This is a genomic window from Mycobacterium sp. NGS19, assembly GCF_059813155.1.
The window spans coordinates 119,039-142,818 of the sequence record NZ_JCALEB010000005.1; the positions used below are offsets into that span (position 1 = coordinate 119,039).

Annotated in this window: 24 protein-coding genes; 16 read left to right on the top strand and 8 right to left on the bottom strand. The window is 67.2% G+C overall.

Annotated elements, in window-relative coordinates:
• Positions 1-76: 76 nt before the first annotated feature.
• Together AC5Y4N_RS16220 and AC5Y4N_RS16225 are read right to left on the bottom strand one after the other, a co-directional pair.
• Positions 77-1,723 carry an MFS transporter gene (locus AC5Y4N_RS16220; protein WP_499911861.1) on the bottom strand — a complete coding sequence of 549 codons (1,647 nt, stop codon included), beginning with the start codon at positions 1,721-1,723 and terminating at the stop codon, positions 77-79.
• Positions 1,684-2,397: an LppX_LprAFG lipoprotein gene (locus tag AC5Y4N_RS16225; protein ID WP_499911863.1), complete on the bottom strand. Its 714-nt coding sequence runs from the start codon at positions 2,395-2,397 to the stop codon at positions 1,684-1,686. Before AC5Y4N_RS16225 ends, AC5Y4N_RS16220 begins: the two co-directional genes overlap by 40 nt.
• A gap of 48 nt (positions 2,398-2,445) precedes the next feature.
• Here AC5Y4N_RS16225 and AC5Y4N_RS16230 point away from each other — a divergent pair, with 48 nt between their 5' ends.
• The 9 genes from AC5Y4N_RS16230 (at position 2,446) to AC5Y4N_RS16270 (ending at position 11,160) form a co-directional block, all read left to right on the top strand.
• Positions 2,446-3,054, top strand: a complete 609-nt coding sequence (locus AC5Y4N_RS16230; RefSeq protein WP_499911866.1) for a riboflavin synthase — start codon at positions 2,446-2,448, stop codon at positions 3,052-3,054.
• Between the two features lie 60 nt (positions 3,055-3,114).
• Positions 3,115-4,371 carry a bifunctional 3,4-dihydroxy-2-butanone-4-phosphate synthase/GTP cyclohydrolase II gene (locus AC5Y4N_RS16235; protein WP_499911868.1) on the top strand — a complete coding sequence of 419 codons (1,257 nt, stop codon included), beginning with the start codon at positions 3,115-3,117 and terminating at the stop codon, positions 4,369-4,371.
• Between the two features lie 34 nt (positions 4,372-4,405).
• A complete protein-coding gene (ribH, locus tag AC5Y4N_RS16240; protein ID WP_499911998.1) occupies positions 4,406-4,855 on the top strand; it encodes a 6,7-dimethyl-8-ribityllumazine synthase in 450 nt (149 codons plus the stop codon).
• Positions 4,856-4,868: 13 nt separating this feature from the next.
• Positions 4,869-5,315 (top strand): PH domain-containing protein, encoded by a 447-nt coding sequence (locus tag AC5Y4N_RS16245; RefSeq protein ID WP_499911870.1) that lies wholly within the window; start codon positions 4,869-4,871, stop codon positions 5,313-5,315.
• Between the two features lie 83 nt (positions 5,316-5,398).
• Entirely contained in the window at positions 5,399-7,396 is a 1,998-nt protein-coding gene (gene uvrC, locus AC5Y4N_RS16250; protein WP_499911872.1) for an excinuclease ABC subunit UvrC, read from the top strand.
• Entirely contained in the window at positions 7,393-8,319 is a 927-nt protein-coding gene (rapZ, locus tag AC5Y4N_RS16255; protein WP_499911874.1) for an RNase adapter RapZ, read from the top strand. The genes uvrC and rapZ overlap by 4 nt, the downstream gene beginning before the upstream one ends.
• Positions 8,316-9,341 carry a gluconeogenesis factor YvcK family protein gene (locus AC5Y4N_RS16260; RefSeq protein WP_499911876.1) on the top strand — a complete coding sequence of 342 codons (1,026 nt, stop codon included), beginning with the start codon at positions 8,316-8,318 and terminating at the stop codon, positions 9,339-9,341. Before rapZ ends, AC5Y4N_RS16260 begins: the two co-directional genes overlap by 4 nt.
• The gene (gene whiA / locus AC5Y4N_RS16265; protein ID WP_499912000.1) at positions 9,338-10,315 is read left to right on the top strand and encodes a DNA-binding protein WhiA; all 978 of its coding nucleotides are present in this window, start codon (positions 9,338-9,340) and stop codon (positions 10,313-10,315) included. The genes AC5Y4N_RS16260 and whiA overlap by 4 nt, the downstream gene beginning before the upstream one ends.
• On the top strand, positions 10,315-11,160 hold the full coding sequence (locus tag AC5Y4N_RS16270) for an alpha/beta fold hydrolase (RefSeq protein ID WP_499911879.1): 846 nt from the start codon (positions 10,315-10,317) through the stop codon (positions 11,158-11,160). Before whiA ends, AC5Y4N_RS16270 begins: the two co-directional genes overlap by 1 nt.
• A 19-nt stretch (positions 11,161-11,179) precedes the next feature.
• Here AC5Y4N_RS16270 and AC5Y4N_RS16275 read toward each other — a convergent pair whose 3' ends face one another.
• Positions 11,180-11,533, bottom strand: coding sequence for a thioesterase family protein (locus tag AC5Y4N_RS16275; RefSeq protein WP_499911883.1), 354 nt, complete (start codon positions 11,531-11,533; stop codon positions 11,180-11,182).
• A 103-nt stretch (positions 11,534-11,636) separates the two neighbouring features.
• Between AC5Y4N_RS16275 and gap the strand changes: the two genes are divergently transcribed.
• The 7 genes from gap to AC5Y4N_RS16310 are packed head-to-tail and all read left to right on the top strand — an operon-like array spanning position 11,637 to position 19,086.
• Positions 11,637-12,659 carry a type I glyceraldehyde-3-phosphate dehydrogenase gene (gap, locus tag AC5Y4N_RS16280; protein WP_499911886.1) on the top strand — a complete coding sequence of 341 codons (1,023 nt, stop codon included), beginning with the start codon at positions 11,637-11,639 and terminating at the stop codon, positions 12,657-12,659.
• A gap of 2 nt (positions 12,660-12,661) precedes the next feature.
• Entirely contained in the window at positions 12,662-13,879 is a 1,218-nt protein-coding gene (locus tag AC5Y4N_RS16285) for a phosphoglycerate kinase (RefSeq protein ID WP_499911891.1), read from the top strand.
• Positions 13,880-13,893: 14 nt separating this feature from the next.
• A complete protein-coding gene (tpiA, locus tag AC5Y4N_RS16290; protein ID WP_499911895.1) occupies positions 13,894-14,691 on the top strand; it encodes a triose-phosphate isomerase in 798 nt (265 codons plus the stop codon).
• A 19-nt stretch (positions 14,692-14,710) separates the two neighbouring features.
• The gene (secG, locus tag AC5Y4N_RS16295; protein ID WP_499911897.1) at positions 14,711-14,944 is read left to right on the top strand and encodes a preprotein translocase subunit SecG; all 234 of its coding nucleotides are present in this window, start codon (positions 14,711-14,713) and stop codon (positions 14,942-14,944) included.
• A gap of 48 nt (positions 14,945-14,992) precedes the next feature.
• Positions 14,993-17,785 (top strand): phosphoenolpyruvate carboxylase, encoded by a 2,793-nt coding sequence (gene ppc / locus AC5Y4N_RS16300; protein ID WP_499911899.1) that lies wholly within the window; start codon positions 14,993-14,995, stop codon positions 17,783-17,785.
• 36 nt (positions 17,786-17,821) lie between these two features.
• Positions 17,822-18,139, top strand: a complete 318-nt coding sequence (locus AC5Y4N_RS16305) for a hypothetical protein (protein ID WP_499911902.1) — start codon at positions 17,822-17,824, stop codon at positions 18,137-18,139.
• Positions 18,130-19,086 (top strand): hypothetical protein, encoded by a 957-nt coding sequence (locus AC5Y4N_RS16310; protein ID WP_499911904.1) that lies wholly within the window; start codon positions 18,130-18,132, stop codon positions 19,084-19,086. Before AC5Y4N_RS16305 ends, AC5Y4N_RS16310 begins: the two co-directional genes overlap by 10 nt.
• 4 nt (positions 19,087-19,090) lie before the next feature.
• On the opposite strand, the gene AC5Y4N_RS16315 is transcribed toward AC5Y4N_RS16310, so the two are convergent.
• The 5 genes from AC5Y4N_RS16315 to tal are packed head-to-tail and all read right to left on the bottom strand — an operon-like array spanning position 19,091 to position 23,772.
• Positions 19,091-19,435, bottom strand: a complete 345-nt coding sequence (locus tag AC5Y4N_RS16315) for an ATPase (RefSeq protein WP_499911905.1) — start codon at positions 19,433-19,435, stop codon at positions 19,091-19,093.
• Positions 19,436-19,443: 8 nt separating this feature from the next.
• On the bottom strand, positions 19,444-20,193 hold the full coding sequence (gene pgl / locus AC5Y4N_RS16320) for a 6-phosphogluconolactonase (RefSeq protein WP_499911906.1): 750 nt from the start codon (positions 20,191-20,193) through the stop codon (positions 19,444-19,446).
• Entirely contained in the window at positions 20,190-21,101 is a 912-nt protein-coding gene (opcA, locus tag AC5Y4N_RS16325) for a glucose-6-phosphate dehydrogenase assembly protein OpcA (protein WP_499912002.1), read from the bottom strand. The genes pgl and opcA overlap by 4 nt, the downstream gene beginning before the upstream one ends.
• Positions 21,098-22,657 carry a glucose-6-phosphate dehydrogenase gene (gene zwf, locus AC5Y4N_RS16330; protein ID WP_499911908.1) on the bottom strand — a complete coding sequence of 520 codons (1,560 nt, stop codon included), beginning with the start codon at positions 22,655-22,657 and terminating at the stop codon, positions 21,098-21,100. The genes opcA and zwf overlap by 4 nt, the downstream gene beginning before the upstream one ends.
• Positions 22,654-23,772 carry a transaldolase gene (gene tal / locus AC5Y4N_RS16335; RefSeq protein WP_499911910.1) on the bottom strand — a complete coding sequence of 373 codons (1,119 nt, stop codon included), beginning with the start codon at positions 23,770-23,772 and terminating at the stop codon, positions 22,654-22,656. The genes zwf and tal overlap by 4 nt, the downstream gene beginning before the upstream one ends.
• Positions 23,773-23,780 lie beyond the last annotated feature (8 nt).

A 23,780-nucleotide genomic window follows, 5' to 3' on the forward strand; every position in this document is an offset into this window, starting at 1 on the left:
GGGTCGCTTAGTACACGTCAGGAAGGTTCCTCCGGTTCACCGGCAAAAACATGAGGCAAATGCCTCAACTCGCGGCTCAGTGCCGGGAAGCGAGCGGTTCGGCATGCGCCGCGGGTGCTGTGCCGTCGTCGGGGCGGGCGGCCCGGCCCGCGATGAACAACCCGAGCACCGCGCCGACCACACAGACGATCGCGGTGACCGTGAAGATTTCGCCGTACTCCTGGGCGTAGGACTCCCGGTAGTTGGTGGCGATCTGGTTGGCGACGTCCAGCGCGTTCCTGCTGTGCGACCGCGGCTTGGTCTGCAGGATCTGCTGGAACCGGTACAGCCCCCACGCCGACAGCGCTGCGACACCCACCAGCATGCCGATCATCCGGGTCACCACCACCGCCGACGACGCGATGCCGTGCTGGGCCGGCGGCACCACGCGCAGCGCCGCCGAGGTGAGCGGTCCGATCACCAAGCCAAGGCCCAAACCAGCCAGCGCCAAGTCGGTGTCGAACGTCGGCAGGGTGAACAGTCCGAGGTCGTGGCGCTTGGTCAACACGTCGACGTTCCAGAACGAGATCAGCCAGTACGCCCCCGCAGCGATCATCAGGCCGGCGAACGCGATCACCCGGTCGCCTATGCGGGTGGCCAACCACCCGCCCAGCAGCGCGCCGATGGGCAGCGCGATCAAGAACCGCAGCAGCAGCATGGCGGCCTCGTTCTGGCTCATGAACAGCACGCCCTGGCCGAACAGCTCGACGTCCACCAGCGTCACCATCAACGCTGCCCCTGCGCATGCCGACGCGCCGAGCGCGAACAAGAACGGCCGGAACTGCACGCCGGCGGGCTCGATCAACCTGGTGCGGGCGAACCGCTCCCAAACCGCGAACGCCAGAGCCGCCACCAGCGCCGCGCACAGCACGGGAAGACCCCAGTCGGGCAGCACCTGCTTGCCGTCGGGTCGCGGGTTGTACAGACCTAGAACAGCCAGACCCAGCGCGATGGCCAGCAGCACGCCGCCGACCACGTCGACACGTTCGGGCGGCCCTTCGGAACGTTCGTGCGAAGGCAAGTTGAAGTGGATCAGCACCATCGCGATCACGACGAGCGGCACATTGATCCAGAACACGTCGCGCCAGCTGTTCAGCAGCCAGACGATGAAGATGCCGTAGAGCGGCCCGAGCACGCTGCCCAGTTCCTGAGCGGCGCCGATCCCGCCCAGCACCGCCGCGCGGCTGCGCTGGGCCCACAGGTCGGCGGCGAGCGCGAAAGTGACCGGCAGCAGCGCACCACTGGCCGTGCCCTGGATGACCCGGCCGATCACCAACATCGTCAGGTCGCTGGACAAGGCGGTGACCACGGAGCCGGCCGCGAAGGCAACCAGGCTGAGCTGCAGCAGCAGCTTGCGCCCGAACCGGTCGGACGCCCGGCCGAGCAGCGGCATGGCTGCGATGTAGCCGAGCAGGTACCAGGTGATGATCGGGGTGACGCGCTGCACCTCGTTCACGCCGATGCCGACGTCGCCCATGATGTCGCGCATGATCGTGACGACGACGTAGGTGTCGAGCGCGCCGAGCAGCACCGCGAGGCTGCCAGCACTGATTGCGACCGCGCGGTGCGGCCCGGTCCGTGGCGCAGCGGCGGAGGTCTTCGTGGTCAGCTCTGGGACTTTTGCGTTCGGGGCTTCGGCGCTCATCACACCGGCGGCTTCTCGACCGTGACCGGCTCGTTCCACTTGGACAGTGTCATCTGGATGCTGTTGCCCGGGCTCGGCTCCAGCTTCGCCTGGACCAGGTCATGGTTGCCGTCTTCGCGGATCCACGCGGTGCCCGGCACCGGCTCCGACGAGACCTTCGGCGCGAGCTTGTCGACGGCGTCCGGGCTGACCTTGCCGGTCACCTTGACGGTCTGGAGCCCGTTGATCGTCTCCCGGCCCTCGGACTTCGCGTCGCTGAAGTTCGACAGGATGTTCGCCAGCCCGGTGTCCGGATTGAGGATCAGCGACACGTCGTAGGTGTTCGCGGCGGCGCCGAAATCGTTCCACTGGCCGGGGTCCAGGGCGGCGTAGAGCGTGCCGTCGAACACCACGAAGTCGGCCTCGGCCTCGCTGTCGGCCACCACGAGACGGGTCTTGCCCTTTGCTGCGACGGCCGGCGAGTTGGTCAGGTCACCACTGAGCGACTTGATGGGCAATCCCTTGATCTTGCCGCTGACCGCGATCTCCAGGTGGGCGCTCTTCAGATCGCGGGTGGTCTGCGCGGACTGCTTGAGCAGCGTGGTGGCGTCCGGCAACGGGGCGCCGGAGTTTTCGTCCTTGTCCTTCGAGCACCCCGCCACAAGTGAGGTTGTGACGGCGACGGTGGCGAGCAGGGCTGCGATACTTCGACGTCCGAACGGCATGACTTGCATCGTAGAGGGTCGCGCAGACAACTCGGGTTTGCGCACTAGCCTGTGCTGGTGTTCACCGGCATCGTCGAAGAGGTCGGGCGCGTCGTCGAGAAGTCGGACCTCTCGGACGCCGTCCGGCTCAGAATCCACGGTCCCGTCGTCACCAGCGACGCCTCGCCGGGCGACTCGATTGCGGTCAACGGGGTGTGCCTGACGGTCGTGCAGGTGTTGCCCGGCGGCGAGTTCACCACCGACGTGATGGCCGAGACTTTGAACCGATCGACTTTGCGGCACGTGGGCGAACGCCCCGAGGTGAACCTCGAGCGGGCGGTCACCGTGGACAAGCGGCTGGGCGGTCACATCGTCCAGGGCCACGTCGACGGCACCGGGCGTGTGATTTCGCGCACTCCTTCCCAGCACTGGGAGGTAGTACGGATGGCGCTGCCCGCCGGGCTTGCCCGCTATGTCGTAGAGAAGGGGTCGATCGCCGTCGACGGCGTCAGCCTCACGGTCTCTGGGTTGGGTAACGATGCAGGTCAGGACTGGTTCGAAGTGTCGCTGATTCCGACGACGCTGTCGCAGACCACGCTCGGAGGCGTCGCGGTCGGCGGCGAGGTCAACCTGGAAGTCGACGTCATTGCGAAGTACGTCGAGAAACTGACCGGCGCCAATCACTAAACTCGACTGCAGCAGCGCCTGCGCGGGGCACTGCGCCGCCGCCCGAAGGAGTTACCGACCATGACCAGGTTGGACAGCATCGAGCGCGCGGTCGCGGACATTGCAGCGGGCAAGGCGGTGATCGTCGTCGACGACGAGGACCGCGAGAACGAAGGCGATCTGATCTTCGCGGCGGAGAAAGCCACCCCGGAGCTGGTCGCGTTCATGGTGCGCTACACGTCCGGTTACCTATGCGTGCCGCTGGCCGGTGAGATCTGCGACCGCCTCGGCTTGCTACCGATGTACGCAGTCAACCAAGACAAGCATGGCACCGCCTACACTGTGACAGTCGACGCCAAAAACGGTGTCGGAACGGGTATTTCGGCGTCCGACCGGGCCACCACGATGCGTCTGCTGGCTGATCCGTCAAGCGTGGCAAGCGATTTCACCCGCCCCGGGCATGTGGTGCCATTGCGCGCCAAGGACGGTGGGGTGCTGCGGCGGCCCGGGCACACAGAGGCGGCAGTCGATCTGGCCAAGCTGGCCGGGTTGCAGCCCGCGGGCGCGATCTGCGAGATCGTCAGCCAGAAGGACGAAGGGGCGATGGCGCAGACCGAGGAGCTGCGGGTGTTCGCCGACGACCACGGTTTGGCGCTCATTTCGATCGCCGACCTGATCGAGTGGCGGCGTAAGCACGAGAAGCACGTCGAGCTGATCGCCGAGGCACGCATTCCCACCCGACACGGCGAATTCCGGGCGGTCGGCTACACGAGCATCTACGACGACGTCGAGCACGTCGCGCTGGTGCGCGGCGACATCGGTGACGGCGAGGACGTGCTGGTGCGGGTGCACTCCGAGTGCCTGACCGGCGACGTGTTCGGCTCGCGCCGCTGCGACTGCGGCCCGCAACTGGATGCGGCGATGGCGATGGTCGCACGAGAAGGCCGCGGCGTGGTGTTGTACATGCGTGGCCATGAGGGCCGCGGCATCGGGCTGATGCACAAGCTGCAGGCCTACCAGTTACAGGACGCCGGTGCCGACACCGTGGACGCGAACCTCGAGTTGGGCCTGCCCGCCGACGCCCGCGACTACGGCCTGGGTGCGCAGATCCTCTACGACCTCGGTGTGCGCTCGATGCGGCTGCTCACCAACAACCCCGCCAAGCGGGTGGGGCTCGACGGGTACGGGCTGCACATCATCGAGCGGGTGCCACTGCCGGTGCGGGCGAACGCGGAAAACATCCGGTACCTGATCACCAAGCGCGACCGGATGGGCCACGACCTGTCCGGGCTGGACGACTTCGACGCGCTGCCAGGCGAATTCGGCGGAGCCCTGTGAGCGCCGCGTGAGTCCGGCGCACGGCGTGCCGGACATGCCGGCGCTCGATGCGTCGGGTATGCGGCTGGCCATTGTCGCGAGCACCTGGCATCAGAAGATCTGCGATGCGTTGCTGGACAGCGCACGCCGCATGGCGGCGGACGCCGGCGTCCGCAAGCCGACGGTGGTCAGAGTGCTGGGCGCTATCGAAATCCCTGTTGTCGCACAGGAGTTGGCGCGCAACCACGACGCCGTCGTCGCGCTCGGGGTGGTGATCCGTGGGCAGACACCGCATTTCGACTACGTATGTGACGCGGTCACCCAGGGCTTGACGCGGGTGTCACTGGACGCGGGCACGCCGGTGGCCAACGGCGTGTTGACCTGTGACACCGAGGAGCAGGCGCTGGATCGGGCCGGGTTGCCGTCCTCGGCCGAAGACAAGGGAGCGCAGGCCACAGCGGCGGCGCTGTCGACGGCGCTGACGCTGCGGCAGCTGAGGTCGTGACGGCGCTGAGGCCATGACGGCGAAGTGGGACCTGCAGGTGCGACCGCACCTGACCCCGTTGTTCGCCTACGTCGGGGCGGTCGTGATCTTGGCGGCACACATAGCGGTGGGCGTGCTGTTGAAGATCGGCTCGACCGGGGTGGTGTTCCAGACCGCCGACCAGGTCGCGATCGCGGGGCTCGGCGTGGTGATCGCCGCGGTCGTGCTGTTGTTCGCGCGGCCGCGGCTGCGCGCGGGGGAGGCGGGACTGGCCGTGCGGAATCTGCTCGGCGAGAAGCTGATTGGCTGGGCCGACGTCGTCGACGTGTCGTTTCCCCCCGGGGCGCGCTGGGCGCGCGTCGACCTGCCCGACGACGAGTACATACCGCTGATGGCGATTCAGGCTGTCGACAAGGAGCGCGCGGTCGCGGCGATGGACGCGGTGCGCGAGATCGTCGCCAAGTACCGGTCCACGCAGTAGTCGCCGAAACGGTATTCCACGCGGTCCTCACCCGCATTTTCCCGCGCTCACGGCAGTCGCGGCGCCGGTACTAACCTGGTCAGGTGCCTGATCCCTCGACGTACCGGCCCGCTCCCGGGTCGATCCCCGTCGAACCCGGGGTCTATCGCTTTCGGGACACCCAGGGCCGGGTGATCTACGTCGGCAAGGCGAAAAGCCTGCGCAGCAGGCTGACGTCCTACTTCGCCGACATCACCAGCCTGCCGCCTCGGACCCGGCAGATGGTCACCACCGCGGCCAGCGTCGAGTGGACCGTCGTCACCACCGAGGTGGAGGCGCTTCAGCTCGAGTACAACTGGATCAAGGAGTTCGACCCTCGGTTCAACGTCCGCTACCGCGACGACAAGTCGTATCCGGTGCTCGCGGTCACGCTCAACGAGGAGTACCCCCGGCTGATGGTGTACCGCGGGCCTCGCCGCAAAGGCGTTCGTTACTTCGGCCCGTACTCGCACGCCTGGGCGATCCGCGAGACGCTCGATCTGCTCACTCGCGTGTTCCCGGCCCGTACCTGCTCGGCGGGAGTGTTCAAGCGGCACAGGCAGATTGACCGTCCGTGCCTGCTCGGATACATCGACAAGTGCTCGGCGCCGTGCGTGTATCGGGTCAGCGCCGAGGAGCACCGCAAGATCGTGCTGGACTTCTGCGACTTCTTGTCGGGCAAGACCGACCGGATGATCCGCGACATGGAGCAGCGGATGAACGAGGCTGCGGCCGCGCTCGACTTCGAAAGGGCCGCGCGGCTGCGTGACGACGTCTCCGCGCTCAAACGGGCGCTGGAGAAACAGGCGGTGGTGTTTGGTGACGGCACCGACGCCGACGTGGTCGCGTTCGCCGACGACGAACTCCAAGCCGCCGTTCAGGTGTTCCACGTTCGCGGTGGCCGGGTGCGCGGGCAGCGCGGCTGGATCGTCGAGAAGGCATCGGGTCCAGAGGAATCGGCACACAAGGTGCTGGTAGAGCAATTCCTCACGCAGTTCTATGGAGAGCAGGCCGAATTAGACGGCGCCGCAGACGAATACACCAATCCCGTGCCGCGCCAGGTGCTGGTGCCGGTGCTGCCGGACAATGCCGACGAGCTGGCGGAGTGGTTGTCGGCGTTGCGCGGTTCGCGGGTGTCGCTGCGGGTGCCGCAGCGCGGTGACAAGCGCGCGCTGGCCGAAACCGTCGCGCGCAATGCGCAGGAGGCGCTGGCCCAGCACAAGCTGAAGCGGGCCGGCGACTTCAACGCGAGATCCGAAGCGCTGCAGAGCATCCAGGATGCGCTCGGGCTGGCCGAGGCGCCGTTGCGCATCGAGTGCGTGGACGTCAGCCATGTGCAGGGCACCGACGTGGTTGCCTCGCTGGTTGTGTTCGAGGACGGGCTACCGAAGAAATCGGACTACCGCCACTTCGCGATCCGGGAGGCGGCCGGCGACGGGCACTCCGACGACGTCGCGTCGATCGCCGAGGTCACCCGGCGCCGGTTCTGGCGCCATCTGTCAGAGGCACGCGTCCCGGACACATCGCGCCGGTTCGCTCATCCACCAAACCTTTTCGTCGTCGACGGGGGCGCTCCCCAGGTCAACGCTGCCCAGGCGGTGCTCGACGAACTGGGCATCACCGACGTTGCCGTGATCGGCCTGGCCAAGCGCCTCGAAGAGGTGTGGGTGCCGTCGGAACCCGATCCGGTGATCATGCCCCGTAACAGCGAGGGGCTTTTCCTGCTGCAGCGGGTCCGCGACGAGGCGCACCGGTTCGCAATCGCATACCACCGCAGCAAGCGGTCGAAGCGGATGACGGAGTCGGCGCTGGACTCGGTGCGGGGGCTGGGGGAGGCGCGGCGCAAGGCGCTGGTGGCGCACTTCGGTTCGGTGGCCCGGCTCAAGCAGGCGTCGGTCGAGGAGATCACCGCGGTGCCCGGCATCGGGCTAGCGACGGCGCGTGCCGTCCTCGATGCGCTCGGAGCCGACGACGCGAGGAACGAGACGGCAATCGCAGATTCGCCGGGAACCGGCGCGGAGCCCGCCGCAATGGGCGATGATCGAAGCAGGGCATCCGGATGACAGACCAGGGCACAGGCGAAGAGCTGCGAGACACCTCCGGCGACGGGGCTGCGGTGAAGTCAGGGATCGACGTCGTCCTGGTGACCGGTCTGTCGGGTGCGGGACGTGGCACCGCCGCCAAGGTGCTCGAGGACCTCGGGTGGTACGTCGCCGACAATTTGCCGCCGGAGCTGATAGCGCAGATGGTCGATCTCGGGCTGGCAGCCGGGTCGCGGATCACCCAGCTGGCGGTGGTGCTCGACGTGCGCTCACGCGGATTCACCGGCGATTTGGAATGGGTGCGTAAGGATTTGGCGGCCCGAGGCATCTGGCCCCAGGTGTTGTTCTTGGAGGCGTCCGACGACATCCTGGTCCGCCGCTACGAGCAGGTGCGACGTAGCCACCCGCTGCAGGGCGACCAGACGCTGGCTGAAGGCATCGCCGCCGAACGCAGGATGCTGGCCCCGCTGCGGGAGGGAGCCGACCTGATCATCGACACCTCCACGCTGTCGGTGCGCGGGCTGCGTGAGAGCATCGAGCGGGCGTTCGGTGGGGAGGCCGTCGCGCACACCAGCGTCACGGTTGAGTCGTTCGGATTCAAGTACGGGTTGCCGATGGACGCCGACATGGTGATGGATGTCCGTTTCCTGCCGAATCCGCACTGGGTCGACGAACTGCGCCCCCAAACCGGGCAAGCCCCGGCGGTGCGCGAATACGTGTTGGCTCAACCCGGTGCCGAAGAGTTCCTCGACACCTACGATCGACTGCTATCCCTCGTCGTCGAGGGATACCGACGGGAGGGGAAGCGTTACATGACCGTCGCCATCGGCTGCACCGGCGGCAAACACCGGAGTGTCGCGATGGCTGAGGCGCTGGCCGAACGGTTGCAACCGCACGACGAACTGTCGGTGCGCGTGCTGCACCGGGATCTGGGCCGCGAATGAGTCACCGCATCGTCGCGCTCGGCGGCGGGCACGGGTTGTATGCGACGCTGTCCGCCGCGCGCCGGCTGACCCCGCATGTCACCGCTGTGGTCACCGTCGCCGACGACGGCGGTTCGTCGGGCCGGCTGCGCAGTGAGCTGGACGTCGTACCTCCGGGTGACCTTCGAATGGCGTTGGCGGCTCTGGCTTCCGACAGCCGGTACGGGCGACTGTGGGCCACGATTCTGCAGCACCGGTTCGGCGGCAGCGGCGCGCTGGCCGGTCATCCGATCGGCAATCTGTTGCTTGCTGGGCTCAACGAGGTGCTGGCCGACCCGGTGGCCGCGCTCGACGAACTCGGGCGGATCTTGGGTGTCAAGGGCCGGGTGCTGCCGATGTGCCCGATCGCCCTGCAGATCGAGGCCGACGTCGCCGGGCTCGAGTCCGACCCGAGGATGAGCCGGGTGATCCGCGGCCAGGTCGCGGTGGCGACGACGCCGGGAAAAGTCCGACGCGTTCGGCTGCTGCCCGGCGATCCACCGGCCACCCGCCAGGCGGTGGATGCGATCCTCGCTGCGGATCTCGTTGTGCTGGGCCCAGGTTCGTGGTTCACCAGCGTGATTCCGCATGTGCTGGTCCCCGGTCTCGCGGCGGCGTTGCAAGCCACGTCGGCTCGTCGGGCGCTGGTGCTGAATCTGGCCGCCGAGCCGGGCGAGACGGCCGGGTTTTCTGCGGAACGGCATCTTCACGTGCTGTCACAGCACGCGCCCGGCTTCCGCGTCGACGAGATCATCGTCGACGCGGAACGCGTTCCCAGCGACCGCGAGCGGGACCAATTGCGGCGCACGGCCACGCTGCTCAACGCGGAAGTAAAGTTTGCTGACGTAGCGCGGCCGGGTACGTCCCTGCACGATCCGGCGAAGTTGGCTGCGGTGTTGGACAGCGTGCGGGTCCGCGCATCAGCGATGCCGATGGCACCCACGGTGCCGACCCCTGCGGCCGGCCGGTTAGAGGGACCGGGAGGTGACGACGCGTGGCGATGACCGCCGAGGTCAAAGACGAGTTGAGCAGGTTGGTCGTCAATTCGGTGAGCGCGCGAAAGGCGGAAGTTGCGGCGCTGCTGCGCTTCGCCGGCGGCCTGCACATCGTGGGCGGCCGAGTGATCGTCGAGGCCGAGGTCGATCTCGGAATCATCGCGCGGCGGCTCCGGAAGGACATCTTCGACCTGTACGGCTACAACGCCGTCGTACATGTGTTGTCGGCCAGCGGGATTCGCAAGAACACCCGTTACGTGGTGCGAGTGGCCAAAGACGGTGAGGCGCTGGCGCGCCAGACCGGACTGCTGGATCTGCGCGGCCGGCCGGTGCGGGGGCTGCCGGCGCATGTGGTCGGTGGCAGCGTTGCGGACGCGGAGGCCGCGTGGCGCGGCGCCTTCTTGGCGCACGGCTCGTTGACCGAGCCGGGACGCTCGTCGGCCCTGGAGGTGAGCTGCCCCGGCCCGGAGGCGGCGCTGGCGCTCGTCGGTGCGGCGCGGCGGCTGGGAATCAGCGCCAAGGCGCGCGAGGTGCGGGGCAGTGACCGCGTCGTGGTGCGCGACGGCGAGGCGATCGGGGCGTTGTTGACGCGGATGGGTGCGCAGGACAGCAGGCTGACATGGGAGGAGCGGCGCATGCGCCGCGAAGTCCGGGCGACCGCCAATCGGCTGGCCAATTTCGACGATGCGAACCTGCGGCGGTCGGCACGCGCGGCGGTGGCGGCGGCGGCGCGGGTGGAACGGGCGTTGGAGATTCTGGGCGACACGGTGCCGGACCATCTGGCTGCGGCGGGCAAGCTGCGAGTGGAGCATCGACAGGCGTCGTTGGAAGAACTCGGCCGGCTCGCCGATCCGCCGATGACGAAAGACGCTGTGGCAGGCCGTATTCGGCGGTTGTTGTCGATGGCCGACAGAAAAGCCAAACAGGACGGCATCCCCGACACCGAGTCGGCGGTGACCCCGGATCTTCTCGAGGACGCATAGTGAAGCAATACCGCCGCGGCGAGCTGACGTTCGACTACCTCGACGAAGGGCCGGCGGACGGTCCGGTGGTGGTGTTGCTGCACGGCTTTCCGCAGTTCAACAGCAGCTGGAACGGGGTGATCGAGCGGCTGACACCGCGCGGCTACCGGTGCATCGCGCCGAACCAGCGTGGCTATTCGCCCGGCGCTCGGCCGCCGCGGCGGCGGGACTACCGCACACCGGAATTGGTCGAGGACGTTCGCGCGTTGATCGACACCGTAGGCGCTAGCCGGGTTCACCTCGTCGGGCACGACTGGGGTGCTCTCGCGGCGTGGGCGACAGCCGCTGAGTACCCGGAACGTCTTGCCTCGCTGTCGATCTTCTCGGTCCCGCACCCGGCGGCGTTCCTCAAGTCTTTCGTCACGAGCCGGCAGGGTCTCGCATCCTGGTACATGTTCTTCTTCCAGCTGCCCTGGTTGCCCGAACGGATGCTGTTGGGACGAAAGGGCAAAGCCGCACTGATGGCCCGGTTCCTGCGCAGGGCAGGCCAGAGCCCGCAGGCGGCCGAGCGAGATGCCAAGGGAATGGCCGAACCTGGTGTGCTCACGGCGGCGCTCAATTGGTACCGGGCGATTCCGCTGAACGATTTCCGGACGACCAACCAGAAGATCTCGGTGCCCTCCCTGTACGTCTGGAGCGACGACGACATCGCGCTCACGGAAAAGCCTGCCCGTGACACGGCCCGATACGTCAGCGCCGAATACCGCTTCGAAGTGCTGCGTGGTGTTTCGCATTGGATCCCCGACCAAGAACCCGACAAAGCGGCCGACCTCTTGCTGGAGTGGTTCGAGGCGCACCCGATCTAGAGGCTCGTCAGGCGACGGCTCAGCCGAAGCGCGCCAAGAACTTCTCCCGGTCGACGATCGCGCGGTCGATTTCGCCGGCAGCAACCACCTGACCCGAATCGTCGACGGCCCGAACCCGGAATGTCAGACTCCGGCCGTCAGGCGCCGCAGGCGGCTCGGCGGAGACTTCGACGATCCCGCCCACCTTCGTCGCCCGGCGATGTTCGACGCGTACCGCGGTCCCGACCGTCGTCTGGCCCGCCGCCGTGAACGGCGCGGCCGCCAGGACCGTCGCCGCTTCCAGCCATGCGATCAACCGCGGCGTCGCGAGCACCGGAACGTCGCCGCTGCCGACCCGCTCGGCGGTGTCGTCGTCGGTCACTTCGTAGCGCACCTCGACCACGTTAACCAGATCACTGCCGTCACCACCGGCCGCACGGCGAAAAGGCCCTCCCACTAGGCTGGCCGGGAGAAATCATCAGACCAAGGAGACAGACGTGACGGTCCGGATAGGTATCAACGGCTTCGGTCGCATCGGACGCAACTTCTACCGGGCCCTCGAAGCGCAGAAGGCCGAAGGCAAGAGCACCGACCTCGAGGTCGTGGCGGTCAACGACCTCACCGACAACGCCACCTTGGCGCATCTGCTGAAATTCGACTCGATTCTCGGCCGGTTCCCGCAGGACGTCAGCCTCGAAGGCGACGACACGATCGTCGTCGGCTCCAACAAGATCAAGGCCCTCGAGCTCAAGGAAGGCCCCTCCGCGCTGCCGTGGGGTGACCTCGGCGTCGACGTCGTCGTCGAATCCACCGGCTTGTTCACCGACGCCGCCAAGGCCAAGGGTCACCTCGAAGCAGGCGCGAAGAAGGTCATCATCTCCGCGCCCGCCAAGGGCGAAGACCTCACCGTCGTGCTCGGCGTCAACGACGACAAGTACGACGGCAGCCAGAACATCATCAGCAACGCGTCGTGCACCACGAATTGCCTTGGGCCACTTGCCAAAGTGCTGCACGACGAGTTCGGCATCGTCCGCGGTCTGATGACCACCATCCACGCGTACACGCAAGACCAGAATCTGCAAGACGGCCCGCACAAGGACCTGCGCCGCGCTCGGGCCGCCGCGCTGAACATCGTGCCGACGTCCACCGGTGCCGCCAAGGCCATCGGCCTGGTGCTTCCCGAGCTGAACGGCAAGCTCGACGGCTACGCGCTGCGCGTGCCGATTCCTACCGGCTCGGTCACCGACCTGACTGCCGAGATCTCCAAGTCGGCCAGCGTCGAGGACATCAACGCCGCGTTCAAGGCCGCCGCCGAGGGCAAACTCAAGGGCATCCTCAAGTACTACGACGCTCCGATCGTGTCCAGCGACATCGTCACCGACCCGCACTCGTCGATCTTCGACTCCGGGCTGACCAAGGTCATCGAGAACCAGGCCAAGGTGGTGTCCTGGTACGACAACGAGTGGGGCTACAGCAACCGGCTCGTCGACCTCGTCGCGCTGGTGGGCAAGTCCCTGTAGACATGGCCGGCTTGCCTACTCTCGAAGATCTTCTGGCACAAGGAGTTTCGGGACGGGGAGTGCTGGTGCGCTCCGACCTCAACGTCCCGCTCGACGACGACGGCCGCATCACCGATCCGGGCCGGATCACCGCGTCGGCGCCCACGCTGAAGGCGTTGGCCGAGGCCGGCGCGAAGGTCGTCATCACCGCGCACCTCGGTCGTCCCAAAAGCGGTCCGGACCCGAAGTTCTCGCTGAAACCGGTTGCCGCGGCTCTCAGTGACGCGCTGGGCCGGCATGTCCAACTGGCCGGGGACGTCGTCGGCGCGGACGCTCTCGCCCGCGCCGAGGGCCTGACGGACGGCGACGTACTGCTGCTCGAGAACGTCCGGTTCGACCCGCGGGAAACCAGCAAGGACGACACCGAACGGATGGCGCTGGCTCGTCAGCTCGCCGAACTCGTCGAGCCCGACGGTGCTTTCGTGTCCGACGGCTTCGGGGTGGTGCACCGCAAGCAGGCGTCGGTGTACGACGTCGCTACGCTGTTGCCGCACTATGCCGGCAGGCTCGTCGAGGCGGAAGTCAATGTGCTGCACCAGCTCACCAGTTCCACCGAGCGGCCCTATGCGGTGGTGCTGGGCGGGTCCAAGGTGTCCGACAAGCTCGCGGTCATCGAGCAGTTGGCCACCAAGGCCGACAGCCTGGTGATCGGCGGCGGCATGTGCTTCACTTTCCTTGCCGCCCATGGGGTTTCGGTGGGCAAGTCGCTGGTACAGCCCGAGATGATCGACACCTGCAAGGAACTTCTCGAGACCCATGCCGATGTCATCCACCTGCCGGTCGACATCGTCGTCGCCGACGAATTCAAGGCCGACTCGCCTTCACAAACTGTCAGCGCAGGCCAGATCCCGGACGACAAGATGGGATTGGACATCGGGCCGGAATCGGTGAAGCGGTTCACGGCCCTGCTCTCGAACGCCAAGACCGTGTTCTGGAATGGTCCGATGGGCGTTTTCGAGTTCCCGGCGTTCGCCGCCGGCACCAAGGGCGTAGCTGAAGCGATCATCGGCGCCACCCGCAAGGGCGCCTTCAGCGTGGTCGGCGGTGGCGACTCGGCCGCGGCCGTGCGGGCGCTGGGATTGCCCGAAGACGGCTTCTCGCACATTTCCACCGGCGGCGGTGCCTCGCTGGAATACCTTGAGGGCAAGACACTGCCGGGCCTCGCTGTCCTAGAAGAGTGAGAGGTACTGCAATCGTGAGCCGTAAGCCGCTGATCGCCGGCAATTGGAAAATGAACCTCAACCACTTCGAAGCGATCGCGCTGGTGCAGAAGATCGCGTTCTCGCTGCCGGAGAAGTACTTCGACAAGGTCGACGTCGCCGTGCTGCCGCCGTTCACCGACTTGCGCTCGGTGCAGACGCTGGTCGACGGTGACAAGCTCAAGCTGACGTACGGCGGCCAGGACATTTCGCAGCACGACCAGGGCGCCTACACCGGAGAGATCAGCGGCGCGTTCCTCAACAAGCTGGGCTGCACCTACGTTGTGGTCGGGCACTCCGAGCGCCGCACCTACCACAACGAGGACGACGAGCTCGTCGCCGCGAAGGCGGCCGCCGCGTTCCGCCACGAGCTGATCCCGATCGTGTGCATCGGCGAGCACCTCGAGGTCCGCGAGGCGGGCAACCACGTCGCGCACAACGTCGAGCAGTTGCGCGGATCGCTCGCCGGGCTGTCGCAGGAGCAGATCGCCCAGGTGGTGATCGCCTACGAACCGGTGTGGGCCATCGGCACCGGTCGGGTGGCCAGCGCAGCCGACGCCCAAGAGGTGTGCAAGGCGATCCGCGACGAGCTGGCCAAGCTGACGTCCCCACAGGTCGCCGACGCGATCCGGGTGCTGTATGGCGGGTCGGTGAACGCCAAGAACATCGGCGACATCGTTGCGCAGGCGGATGTGGACGGCGCGCTGGTGGGCGGTGCATCCCTGGACGGCGAGCAGTTCGCGATCATGTCGGCCATCGCCGCCGGCGGCCCGCTGCCCGACCTGCCCGGTTGAAGACGGTAGGGTAGCGGCCATGGAGATGGCCCTGCAGATCCTGCTGGTGATCACCAGCATCTTGGTGGTGTTGCTCGTGCTGCTGCACCGCGCCAAGGGCGGCGGCCTGTCGACGCTGTTCGGCGGCGGCGTCCAGTCGAGTCTGTCCGGCTCGACGGTGGTGGAGAAGAACCTCGACCGGGTGACGTTGTTCGTGGTCGGGATCTGGCTGGTCTCGATCATCGGCGTCGGTCTGATGATCAAATACAGCTGACAACTGCCACGCCGTGCGGGGCGCCTGAAGCACACCGATACTTGGCTCATGGCTGAGGTTCCCGACGCACTGGCGCCCATCGGAGCGGTGCACCGCACCCAGCTGGGACGCGAGGCGACCGAGCCGATGCGCGAAGACATCCGGCTGCTCGGCGGCATCCTCGGCGACACCGTCCGCGAGCAGAACGGCGAGGAAGTGTTCGACCTCGTCGAACGCGCCCGCGTCGAGTCCTTTCGGGTCCGCCGTTCGGAGATCGACCGCACGGAGCTGGCGCGGATGTTCGACGGCATCGACGTCCGCGAGGCGATCCCGGTGATCCGCGCCTTCAGCCATTTCGCGCTGCTGGCAAACGTCGCCGAGGACATCCACCGGGAACGGCGCCGCGCCATCCACGTCGCGGCGGGTGAGCCGCCACAAGACAGCAGCCTGGCCGCCACGTACCGCAAACTTGATGCGGCTCAATTGGATTCGCCGACGATCGCCGAAGCACTCCGCGATGCGCTGGTGTCGCCGGTGATCACCGCCCACCCGACCGAGACGCGACGCCGCACGGTGTTCGAGACGCAGCACCGCATCACCGAACTGATGAGGTTGCGGCTACACGGCCACCGCGAGACGCCCGACGGGCGCGACATCGAAACGGAGCTGCGCCGTCAAGTGCTGCGGCTCTGGCAGACAGCGCTGATCAGATTGCAGCGCTTGAGGATTCAAGACGAAATTCAAGTCGGCCTGCGTTATTTCCAAGCCTCGTTTCTGCAGGTGATCCCTGAGGTCAACGCGGAGGTTCGCGAGGCGCTGCACGCGCGCTGGCCCGGTGCCCACTTGCTCGAAGAGCCGATTCTGCGGCCGGGGTCGTGGATCGGCGGTGACCGCGACGGCAATCCCAACGTGACAGCCGACGTCGTGCGGCACGCGACCGACAGCGCTGCCCACACCGCGTTCCAGCACTACCTTTCCGCGCTCGCCGCGCTGGAAGAACAGCTTTCGATGTCGGCGCGGCTGGTGAAGGTCACCGACGAGCTGGCGGCGCTGGCCGACCGCAACGACGAACAGGCCAGGCTCGACGAGCCGTATCGGCGGGCACTGCGCGTGATTCGGGCGCGGCTGACCGCTACCGCGCAGCAAAAGCTGGACCGCCAGCCCGGCCCGCAACTCGACTTGGGCATGGCGCCCTACCAGTCGCCCGACGAGCTGCTCGCCGACCTCGACGTCGTGGACACGTCGCTGCGCGGTCACCGCAGCGATCTTCTGGCCGACGACCGGCTGGCCCACTTACGAGAATCTGTGCGGGTCTTCGGTTTTCACCTCTCCAGCCTCGACATGCGGCAGAACTCCGACGTGCACGAGGAAGTGGTGGCCGAGCTGCTGGACTGGGCCGGCGTGCATTCCGACTACCGGTCCCTGCCGGAGCCGGAACGCGTCGAGCTGCTGGCTTCAGAGCTGGCCACTCGCCGGCCGCTGACTCGCGAGAACGCTCAACTGTCCGAGCTGGCGCGCAAGGAAGTCGACATCGTGATTGCCGCGGCCCGGGCCGTGCGGGTGTTGGGTCCGGAAGCGGTGCCTACCTACATCGTGTCGATGTGCCGCTCGGTGTCGGACATGCTCGAGGCGGCGATCCTGCTGCGCGAGGGCGGGCTGCTGGATGCCGCCGGCGACGAACCGTGCTCGCCCGTGGGCATCGTCCCGCTGTTCGAGACGATCGACGACCTGCAGCGCGGCGCCTCGATTCTGCAAGCGGCACTTGACCTTCCGGTGTACCGGACACTGGTTCGCGCGCGTGGCGACAGTCAAGAGGTGATGCTCGGGTATTCCGACTCCAACAAAGACGGCGGTTACCTGGCCGCGAACTGGGCGCTGTACCGCGCCGAACTCGATCTGGTCGAGACCGCGCGCAAGGCCGGTATTCGGTTGCGGCTGTTCCATGGTCGCGGCGGCACCGTCGGTCGCGGCGGCGGTCCGAGCTACGACGCGATACTCGCGCAACCACCCGGCGCGGTGTCCGGGTCGCTGCGTCTCACCGAACAGGGCGAGGTGATCGCCGCCAAGTACGCCGAACCGCGCGTCGCCCGGCGCAACCTCGAAACGTTGGTTGCCGCCACGCTGGAAGCCACACTGCTGGACACGGAAGGCCTCGGCGACGACGCCGAACAGGCGTATCGGGTGCTCGACGAACTCGCCGAACTTGCCCACCGCGCATATGCCGAATTAGTCCACCGCACAACGGGTTTCGTCGACTACTTCACCGCCTCCACCCCGGTCAGTGAGATCGGCGCACTCAATATCGGCAGCCGCCCGACCTCGCGCAAGCAGACCACGTCGATCTCTGATCTGCGGGCGATCCCGTGGGTGCTGGCGTGGAGCCAGTCGCGCGTGATGCTGCCCGGCTGGTACGGGACGGGCAGCGCCATCGAGCAATGGCTCGCCGACCGCGACGGTGGCCTCGAGGTGCTGCAGGACCTGTACCACCGCTGGCCCTTCTTCTCCACCGTGCTGTCGAACATGGCTCAGGTGCTGGCGAAGTCGGACATGGGGCTAGCCGCCCGATATGCGGAACTGGTGCCCGACGAGGCGTTGCGGCGGCGCGTGTTCGACAAGATCGTCACCGAACACCAGCGCACCATCAGAATGCACCAGCTGATCACGGGTCAAGACGACCTCCTGGCCGACAATCCCGCGCTGGCCCGATCGGTGTTCAACCGCTTCCCGTATCTGGAGCCGCTGAACCACCTGCAGGTGGAGTTGCTTCGCCGGTACCGCGGCGGCGACGACGACGAACTCGTGCAGCGCGGCATCCTTCTCACCATGAACGGCCTCGCGTCGGCCCTGCGCAACAGCGGGTGACGGAACCGTTCGCGGCCGCGGATGCGTCGTAGGAACATGGCCGACGTGTACCTCACCCCGCAAGGCGGACCCGACGCGGCAGCGCTGTGTGACGCGGCCGCCGCAGACCTCACCGCGAAAGCCCGCTCGGTTGAACGATTCACTGACGGAGTCCATGACGGCTGGCTCGGTGACTGCGAAGAGGGCCGAGGATGGGCGCAGCTGCTGCAGGACAAAGCGGTGGGTGCGAACTCGCTGCGGTGGCTGCTCGACACCCACGCCGCGAACCTCGCCGCCATTGCTGCCCAATTCCGCAGCAGCACAAGCGGTTATGGTGACGCCGACCGCGCTGCGATAGGGAAGTCGTGGCTCTAACGCCGGACGACTGGACTCCCGGCGTGTGGTCGCACGCCGCGGTGATGGACATGCAGGCCAGACTCGATCCGGTTCGGATCTCGCGCCGCGTCGACGACTGGCACGCCGCGATCGACGACATTCGTGACGTACTGACCGCTCTGTTGCGCGGAGTCTGCGGGCAACTCGAGCAGGGATGGCGAGGTCAAGGAGCCGAGGCGGCTGCAGAGGCGTTGCGGCGCTACATCACCGGCTCCCTCGACGGCTTGACCTCGTGCCGATCGCTGGCTGTGCACCTGGGGGAGTTGTCTCGCGCCGCCGGTGATCTGCGGGCGTGCATCACCGCGCCGGACGAAGGGGATTCGGCGGCACAGCGTCTCGACGAGGCGCTGTCGCAAGTCCGCCAGCTCTACAGCGGACCCGCCGTGGCGGCGGGCAACGCGGTCGCCGATCTTCCATCGCCACCCGAGCCGTTCCCGCTGGGCAGCACCGAAGACACGATTCCGCTGCCGGCCATACCGGCGCCGGGAACGTCGCCCACCGGTCCGGTTCCCGGGGCGACGCCGTTTCATATCGGGCCTGCCCCGCCTCTCGCGCTGCCCTTCGATCCAGTGAGAGGTGCCACGCATCCAGCTGGCGTCACCAATCCGCTGCCGGCGTGGCACTCGCCGCCAAGCAGCGCTGCGGTGGCGCCATCGCTCAGCGGCGCACCGTCGGCACCCTTCGAACCGGCAGCCACGGCGACGCCGCCACCGACCGGTGTGCCCACGGCCGGGCAGAGCACCCCACCGAACCCGGTCCGGTCGACGTCGTCGGTCACACCGTTGGTCGGGACGGCCTATCCCGGCGGGCTGTGGCGCGACGACACCCAGCAGCATCGTTCGCCGCGATATCTGGTGTCGGCCGGCAACACCAACGAACTGGTCGGTGAACTGCCGCTGGTCGCACCCCCGGTGATCGGCGAATAATTGCCTACAGGTGCGTGCGGTCGCGAATCTTCTTCACCACCTGGCGGACTGCGGTTTCGGTCGCTGCCAACGGAGCGACCGCGGCCTCACCGATGCCGACGATGCGTTCGACGCGGTCGACGATTCCCTCCAGACGGTTGAGCGTGTCGTTGAGGTAGTCCAAGCTGCTGTTGAAGGTGACCAGCGACCCGTCCAGGCCTTCGATCGACTTGTCGAGCGCCGACAAGGATTTCATGAGGTTGTTCAGGACTGTGTCGACCTGCTCGACGGTGAGGTCGGCATTGAGCGCTGCCTGAGCCAAGGTCTTGATCCGTTCCCGGCCGGTGCGCGCGCCACCCTTGTCTGTCATGCCGGTCATTATGACCCGTCGCCGAGCTTTCCCGCTGCCGCCTTGTCGAGGAACCAGACGGTGGCGTCTCGCCCGACGGCGCCGGCCGCGGGCACCGACACGGGGTCTGCGCCGTCTACCGCCGCAGCCACCGCATCCGCTTTGCCCGCACCCGAGACGATCAGCCAGACCTCGCGCGATCGTTGAATTGCCGGCAGTGTCAACGTGATTCGCCGCGGCGGCGGCTTGGGCGAATCCTCGACGCTGACTACCAAGCGCTGCTTCTCTCGCACCGCCGCGGAGTGCGGAAACAGCGAGTTCACATGGCCTTCCGGACCCATGCCCAGCAGGTGCACGTCGAATTGCGGAGCCGACTGACCGGGGTCGGCCTGAGCGGCGAGTTCGCGTTCGTAGGCCTGGGCCGCGGCCTCGATGTCGTCGCCGAATTCGCCGTCACTTGCGGCCATGGGATGCACGTTCTCGGCGGGGATGTCGATCTTGTCGAGCAGCGCGGCGCGGGCCTGGCGGAAGTTGCGCTCGTCGTCGTCCTCCGGCACGAACCGATCGTCACCCCAGAACAGATGCACCCGCGACCAGTCGATGCCACCGCCGTGCTCGCCGAGATGCTGCAACACTCCGATGCCGGTGCCGCCGCCGGTCAGCACGACCATCGCCCGGCCACGAAACCGCACCACCGACGCGATCTCCTCGGCAAGCCGCTCGCCTACGCCGGCCACCAATGTCGCGCTGTCGGGGTATGTGTGGACCGATGTACTCATACGTACTGCACCTTGTCGATTCCGCGGAGCGCTTCTTCGTAGATCTGGTCGGGGTCGAGTCGGCGCAAATCCTCGGCCAGGCATTCGCGAGTCGTCCTGCGCGCCAAGGGAAGTAAAGCGTCGGGCCGGGCTGTGCGGCTGAGCGTGGCCGTCGACCCGGTTTGTGGACGACTGAGTGTGACCGTTTCCGTCGGTCGGGTCAGCTCGACCTTGAGGTCGCCGACTGCGCGCCGCACCGGACCGTCGATCCGCGACGCCAGCCAGCCGGCCAAGATATCGAGCGCTGGTTCGTTCTTCAGCCCGGACACCAGCACGGAGCTCACCGGCTCGAACGGCGGCTGATCGAGCGCCGACGCCAGCAGCGCGCGCCAGTACGTGATGCGGCTCCACGCCAAATCGGTGTCGCCTGGCGTATAGCCGGGCAGGCGGCTCTTGATCGCCTCGAGCGGATCCTCGGCGCCGGTCGCATCGGTGATCCGCCGAATCGCCAACCGGCCCAACTGATCCTGGGCGGGAACGGCTGGTGCGACACCTGGCCACCACGCCACCACCGGGGTGTCCGGCAGTAGGAACGGCAGCACCACGCTGTGGGCGTGCGCGGCCAGCGGACCGGAGATGCGCAGTACCACGACTTCTCCGGCCCCGGCGTCACCGCCGACGCGCAGCTGAGCGTCCAACCGCGGTGTCTCCGCGAACGGTTCGTCGGGCACCACCGCGATGATCCGGCAAGGATGCTCACGGCTGGCCGACGTGGCCGCCTCGATGGCGTCTTCGTTCAGATTGCCGATGTCCAACGCGATCACAAGTGTCAGCACGCGGCCCAGCGTGATCGCACCGCCCTCTTCGCGCAGTGCCGTGATCCGCTTGGCGATGTCGTTGGTGGTGGTGTCGGGCATCTCGACGATCACGGCCGCCGCCATTCCCGGCCGGTGCGCCGCAGCATCTCGAACGACGACTCAGGACCCCACGTGCCGGCCTCGTACGGGTCGGGTCGGCCGTGCGTCGCCCAATAATCCAAGACGGGATCGAGGATCTCCCAGGAGAGTTCGACTTCCTGGTTGACGGGAAACAGCGACGGCTCGCCCAGCAGCACGTCGAGGATCAGCCGCTCGTAGGCCTCTGGTGAATCCTCGGCGAACGCTGCGCCGTACGAGAAATCCATGTTGACGTCGCGAACTTCCATGGCGCTGCCCGGGACTTTGGAGCCAAACCGCATGGTGATGCCCTCGTCCGGCTGCACCCGGATGACGAGCGCGTTCTGGCCGAGCTCCTCGGTCATCGTCTGGTCGAACGGCAGATGGGGAGCCCGCTTGAAGATCATCGCGATCTCGGTCACCCTGCGGCCCAACCGCTTTCCGGTCCGCAGGTAGAACGGCACGCCGGCCCAGCGGCGGGTGTCGATGTCGAGTGTGATCGCCGCGAACGTTTCGGTCTTGGAATCCTTGGAGAAGCCCTCTTCGTCGAGCAGCCCGACCACCTTCGAGCTGCCCTGCCAGCCGGCTGTGTACTGTCCCCGCGAGGTCGTCTCCGACAACGGCTCGGCCAGCCGTACCGCCGAAAGGACCTTGACTTTCTCCTCTTTCAGTTCGCGCGGGTGGAAGTTGATGGGCTCTTCCATCGCGGTCAGCGCGAGCAGTTGCAGCAGGTGGTTCTGGATCACGTCACGGGCGGCGCCGATCCCGTCGTAGTAGCCGGCTCGTCCGCCCAGCCCGATGTCCTCGGCCATCGTGATCTGCACGCTGTCGACGTAGTGGCTGTTCCAGATCGGTTCGAACAGTTCGTTGGCGAAGCGCAGTGCCAGGATGTTCTGCACCGTCTCCTTACCCAGGTAGTGGTCGATCCGGAACACGGTGTCTTCCGGGAAAACGCTGTTCACCACGGCGTTCAGTTCGCGTGCGCTCTGCAGGTCATGGCCGAACGGCTTCTCGATCACCACCCGGCTCCACTTGCCCTCTTGCTGCCGTGCCAGCCCCGATTTGGACAGCTGCTCGCAGACAAGCGGGAACGCCTTGGGCGGGATCGCAAGGTAGAACGCGTGATTGCCGCCGGTGCCGCGCTCAGCGTCGAGCTTGTCCAGCGTTTCGGCCAGCCGCGCGAACGCGGCGTCGTCGTCGAATGTGCCCTGCACGAACCGGAACCCCTCGGCGAGCCGGTCCCATACCTCCTTGCGGAACGGAGTGCGGGCGTGCTGCTTGACCGCGTCGTAGACGACCTTGCCGAAGTCCTCGTCGGCCCAGTCGCGGCGGGCGAATCCGACGAGCGCGAACGTCGGTGGCAGCAGCCCGCGGTTGGCCAGGTCGTAGATCGCGGGCATCAGCTTCTTGCGGGCAAGGTCGCCGGTGACACCGAAAATCACCACACCGCACGGCCCCGCGATGCGCGGCATGCGCTTGTCGCGCTTGTCGCGCAACGGGTTACGCCACTCCGCTGCAGCCGCCGCGGATCCGGTCTCCGCCCCTGTCATTTCTTGGCGGCGTCGAGCTGTTCCTGCGTGGCGTCCCGAAGCTCGTGCCAGGATTTCTCGAACTTCTCGACGCCTTCGTTTTCGAGCACGAGGAACACGTCGCGCAGGTCGACGCCCAACGCGTCGAGTTTGTCGAACACCTCCTGCGCCTCGCCGGCGCGGCCGGTGACGGTGTCGCCCGTGATGACACCGTGGTCGGCGACGGCCTCGATGGTCTTTTCGGGCATGGTGTTGACGGTGTTGGGGGCGACGAGCTCGGTGACGTAGAGGGTGTCGGAGTACTCCGGGTTCTTCACGCCCGTCGACGCCCACAGTGGCCGCTGCACGCGGGCGCCGTCGGCCTTCATCGCTTCGTAGCGGTCACCGCCGACGAACACTTCCTCGTACGCGGCGTAGGCCAGGCGCGCGTTGGCCACACCGGCCTGCCCGCGCAGCGCGAGCGCCTCGTCGCTGCCGATCTTCTCCAGCCGCTTGTCGATCTCCGTGTCGACGCGGGACACGAAAAACGATGCGACGGAATGGATTTTGGAGATGTCGTGACCGGCCTTCTTAGCGGACTCCAGTCCGGCGAGGTAGGCGTCCATCACGGCGCGGTGGCGTTCGACCGAGAAGATCAGCGTCACGTTGACTGAAATGCCTTCGGCCAAAGTGGATGTGATGGCCGGCAGGCCGGCGTCGGTGGCGGGAATCTTGATCAGCAGGTTCGGCCGGTCGACGATCTTCCACAGTTCGATCGCCTGCTGGACCGTCTTGTCGGTGTCATGGGCGAGCCGCGGGTCCACCTCGATGGACACCCGGCCGTCGACGCCGTCGGAGCCCTCCCACTGCGGGCGCAGCACGTCGCAGGCTTCCCGGACGTCGTCGGTGGTGACGGTGCGGATCGCCGCGTCCACGTCGGCGCCGCGCTCGGCCAGTTCGGCGATCTGCTCGTCGTAGGCCTGCCCCTTGGACAGCGCGGTCTGGAAGATCGTCGGGTTGGTGGTGACACCCACCACGGATCGGGTGTCGATGAGGTTCTGCAGATTGCCGGTCCGCAGCCGGTCCCGGGACAGGTCGTCCAGCCACACCGATACACCGGCCGCCGACAGCGCGGCGAGATTCGGATTCTGGGTCATCGCAGAGC

What these genes read in the sequence shown, in the direction of transcription:
- tal (WP_499911910.1), bottom strand. Translation starts at nt 23,772, where the DNA reads ATGACCCAGAATCCGAATCTCGCCGCGCTGTCGGCGGCCGGTGTATCG.
- pgl (WP_499911906.1), bottom strand. Translation starts at nt 20,193, where the DNA reads ATGAGTACATCGGTCCACACATACCCCGACAGCGCGACATTGGTGGCC.
- AC5Y4N_RS16245 (WP_499911870.1), top strand. Translation starts at nt 4,869, where the DNA reads ATGACGGCGAAGTGGGACCTGCAGGTGCGACCGCACCTGACCCCGTTG.
- whiA (WP_499912000.1), top strand. Translation starts at nt 9,338, where the DNA reads ATGACCGCCGAGGTCAAAGACGAGTTGAGCAGGTTGGTCGTCAATTCG.
- AC5Y4N_RS16285 (WP_499911891.1), top strand. Translation starts at nt 12,662, where the DNA reads ATGGCCGGCTTGCCTACTCTCGAAGATCTTCTGGCACAAGGAGTTTCG.
- ppc (WP_499911899.1), top strand. Translation starts at nt 14,993, where the DNA reads ATGGCTGAGGTTCCCGACGCACTGGCGCCCATCGGAGCGGTGCACCGC.
- AC5Y4N_RS16315 (WP_499911905.1), bottom strand. Translation starts at nt 19,435, where the DNA reads ATGACAGACAAGGGTGGCGCGCGCACCGGCCGGGAACGGATCAAGACC.
- AC5Y4N_RS16235 (WP_499911868.1), top strand. Translation starts at nt 3,115, where the DNA reads ATGACCAGGTTGGACAGCATCGAGCGCGCGGTCGCGGACATTGCAGCG.
- zwf (WP_499911908.1), bottom strand. Translation starts at nt 22,657, where the DNA reads ATGACAGGGGCGGAGACCGGATCCGCGGCGGCTGCAGCGGAGTGGCGT.
- rapZ (WP_499911874.1), top strand. Translation starts at nt 7,393, where the DNA reads ATGACAGACCAGGGCACAGGCGAAGAGCTGCGAGACACCTCCGGCGAC.
- AC5Y4N_RS16305 (WP_499911902.1), top strand. Translation starts at nt 17,822, where the DNA reads ATGGCCGACGTGTACCTCACCCCGCAAGGCGGACCCGACGCGGCAGCG.
- AC5Y4N_RS16260 (WP_499911876.1), top strand. Translation starts at nt 8,316, where the DNA reads ATGAGTCACCGCATCGTCGCGCTCGGCGGCGGGCACGGGTTGTATGCG.
- ribH (WP_499911998.1), top strand. Translation starts at nt 4,406, where the DNA reads ATGCCGGCGCTCGATGCGTCGGGTATGCGGCTGGCCATTGTCGCGAGC.
- AC5Y4N_RS16225 (WP_499911863.1), bottom strand. Translation starts at nt 2,397, where the DNA reads ATGCAAGTCATGCCGTTCGGACGTCGAAGTATCGCAGCCCTGCTCGCC.
- secG (WP_499911897.1), top strand. Translation starts at nt 14,711, where the DNA reads ATGGAGATGGCCCTGCAGATCCTGCTGGTGATCACCAGCATCTTGGTG.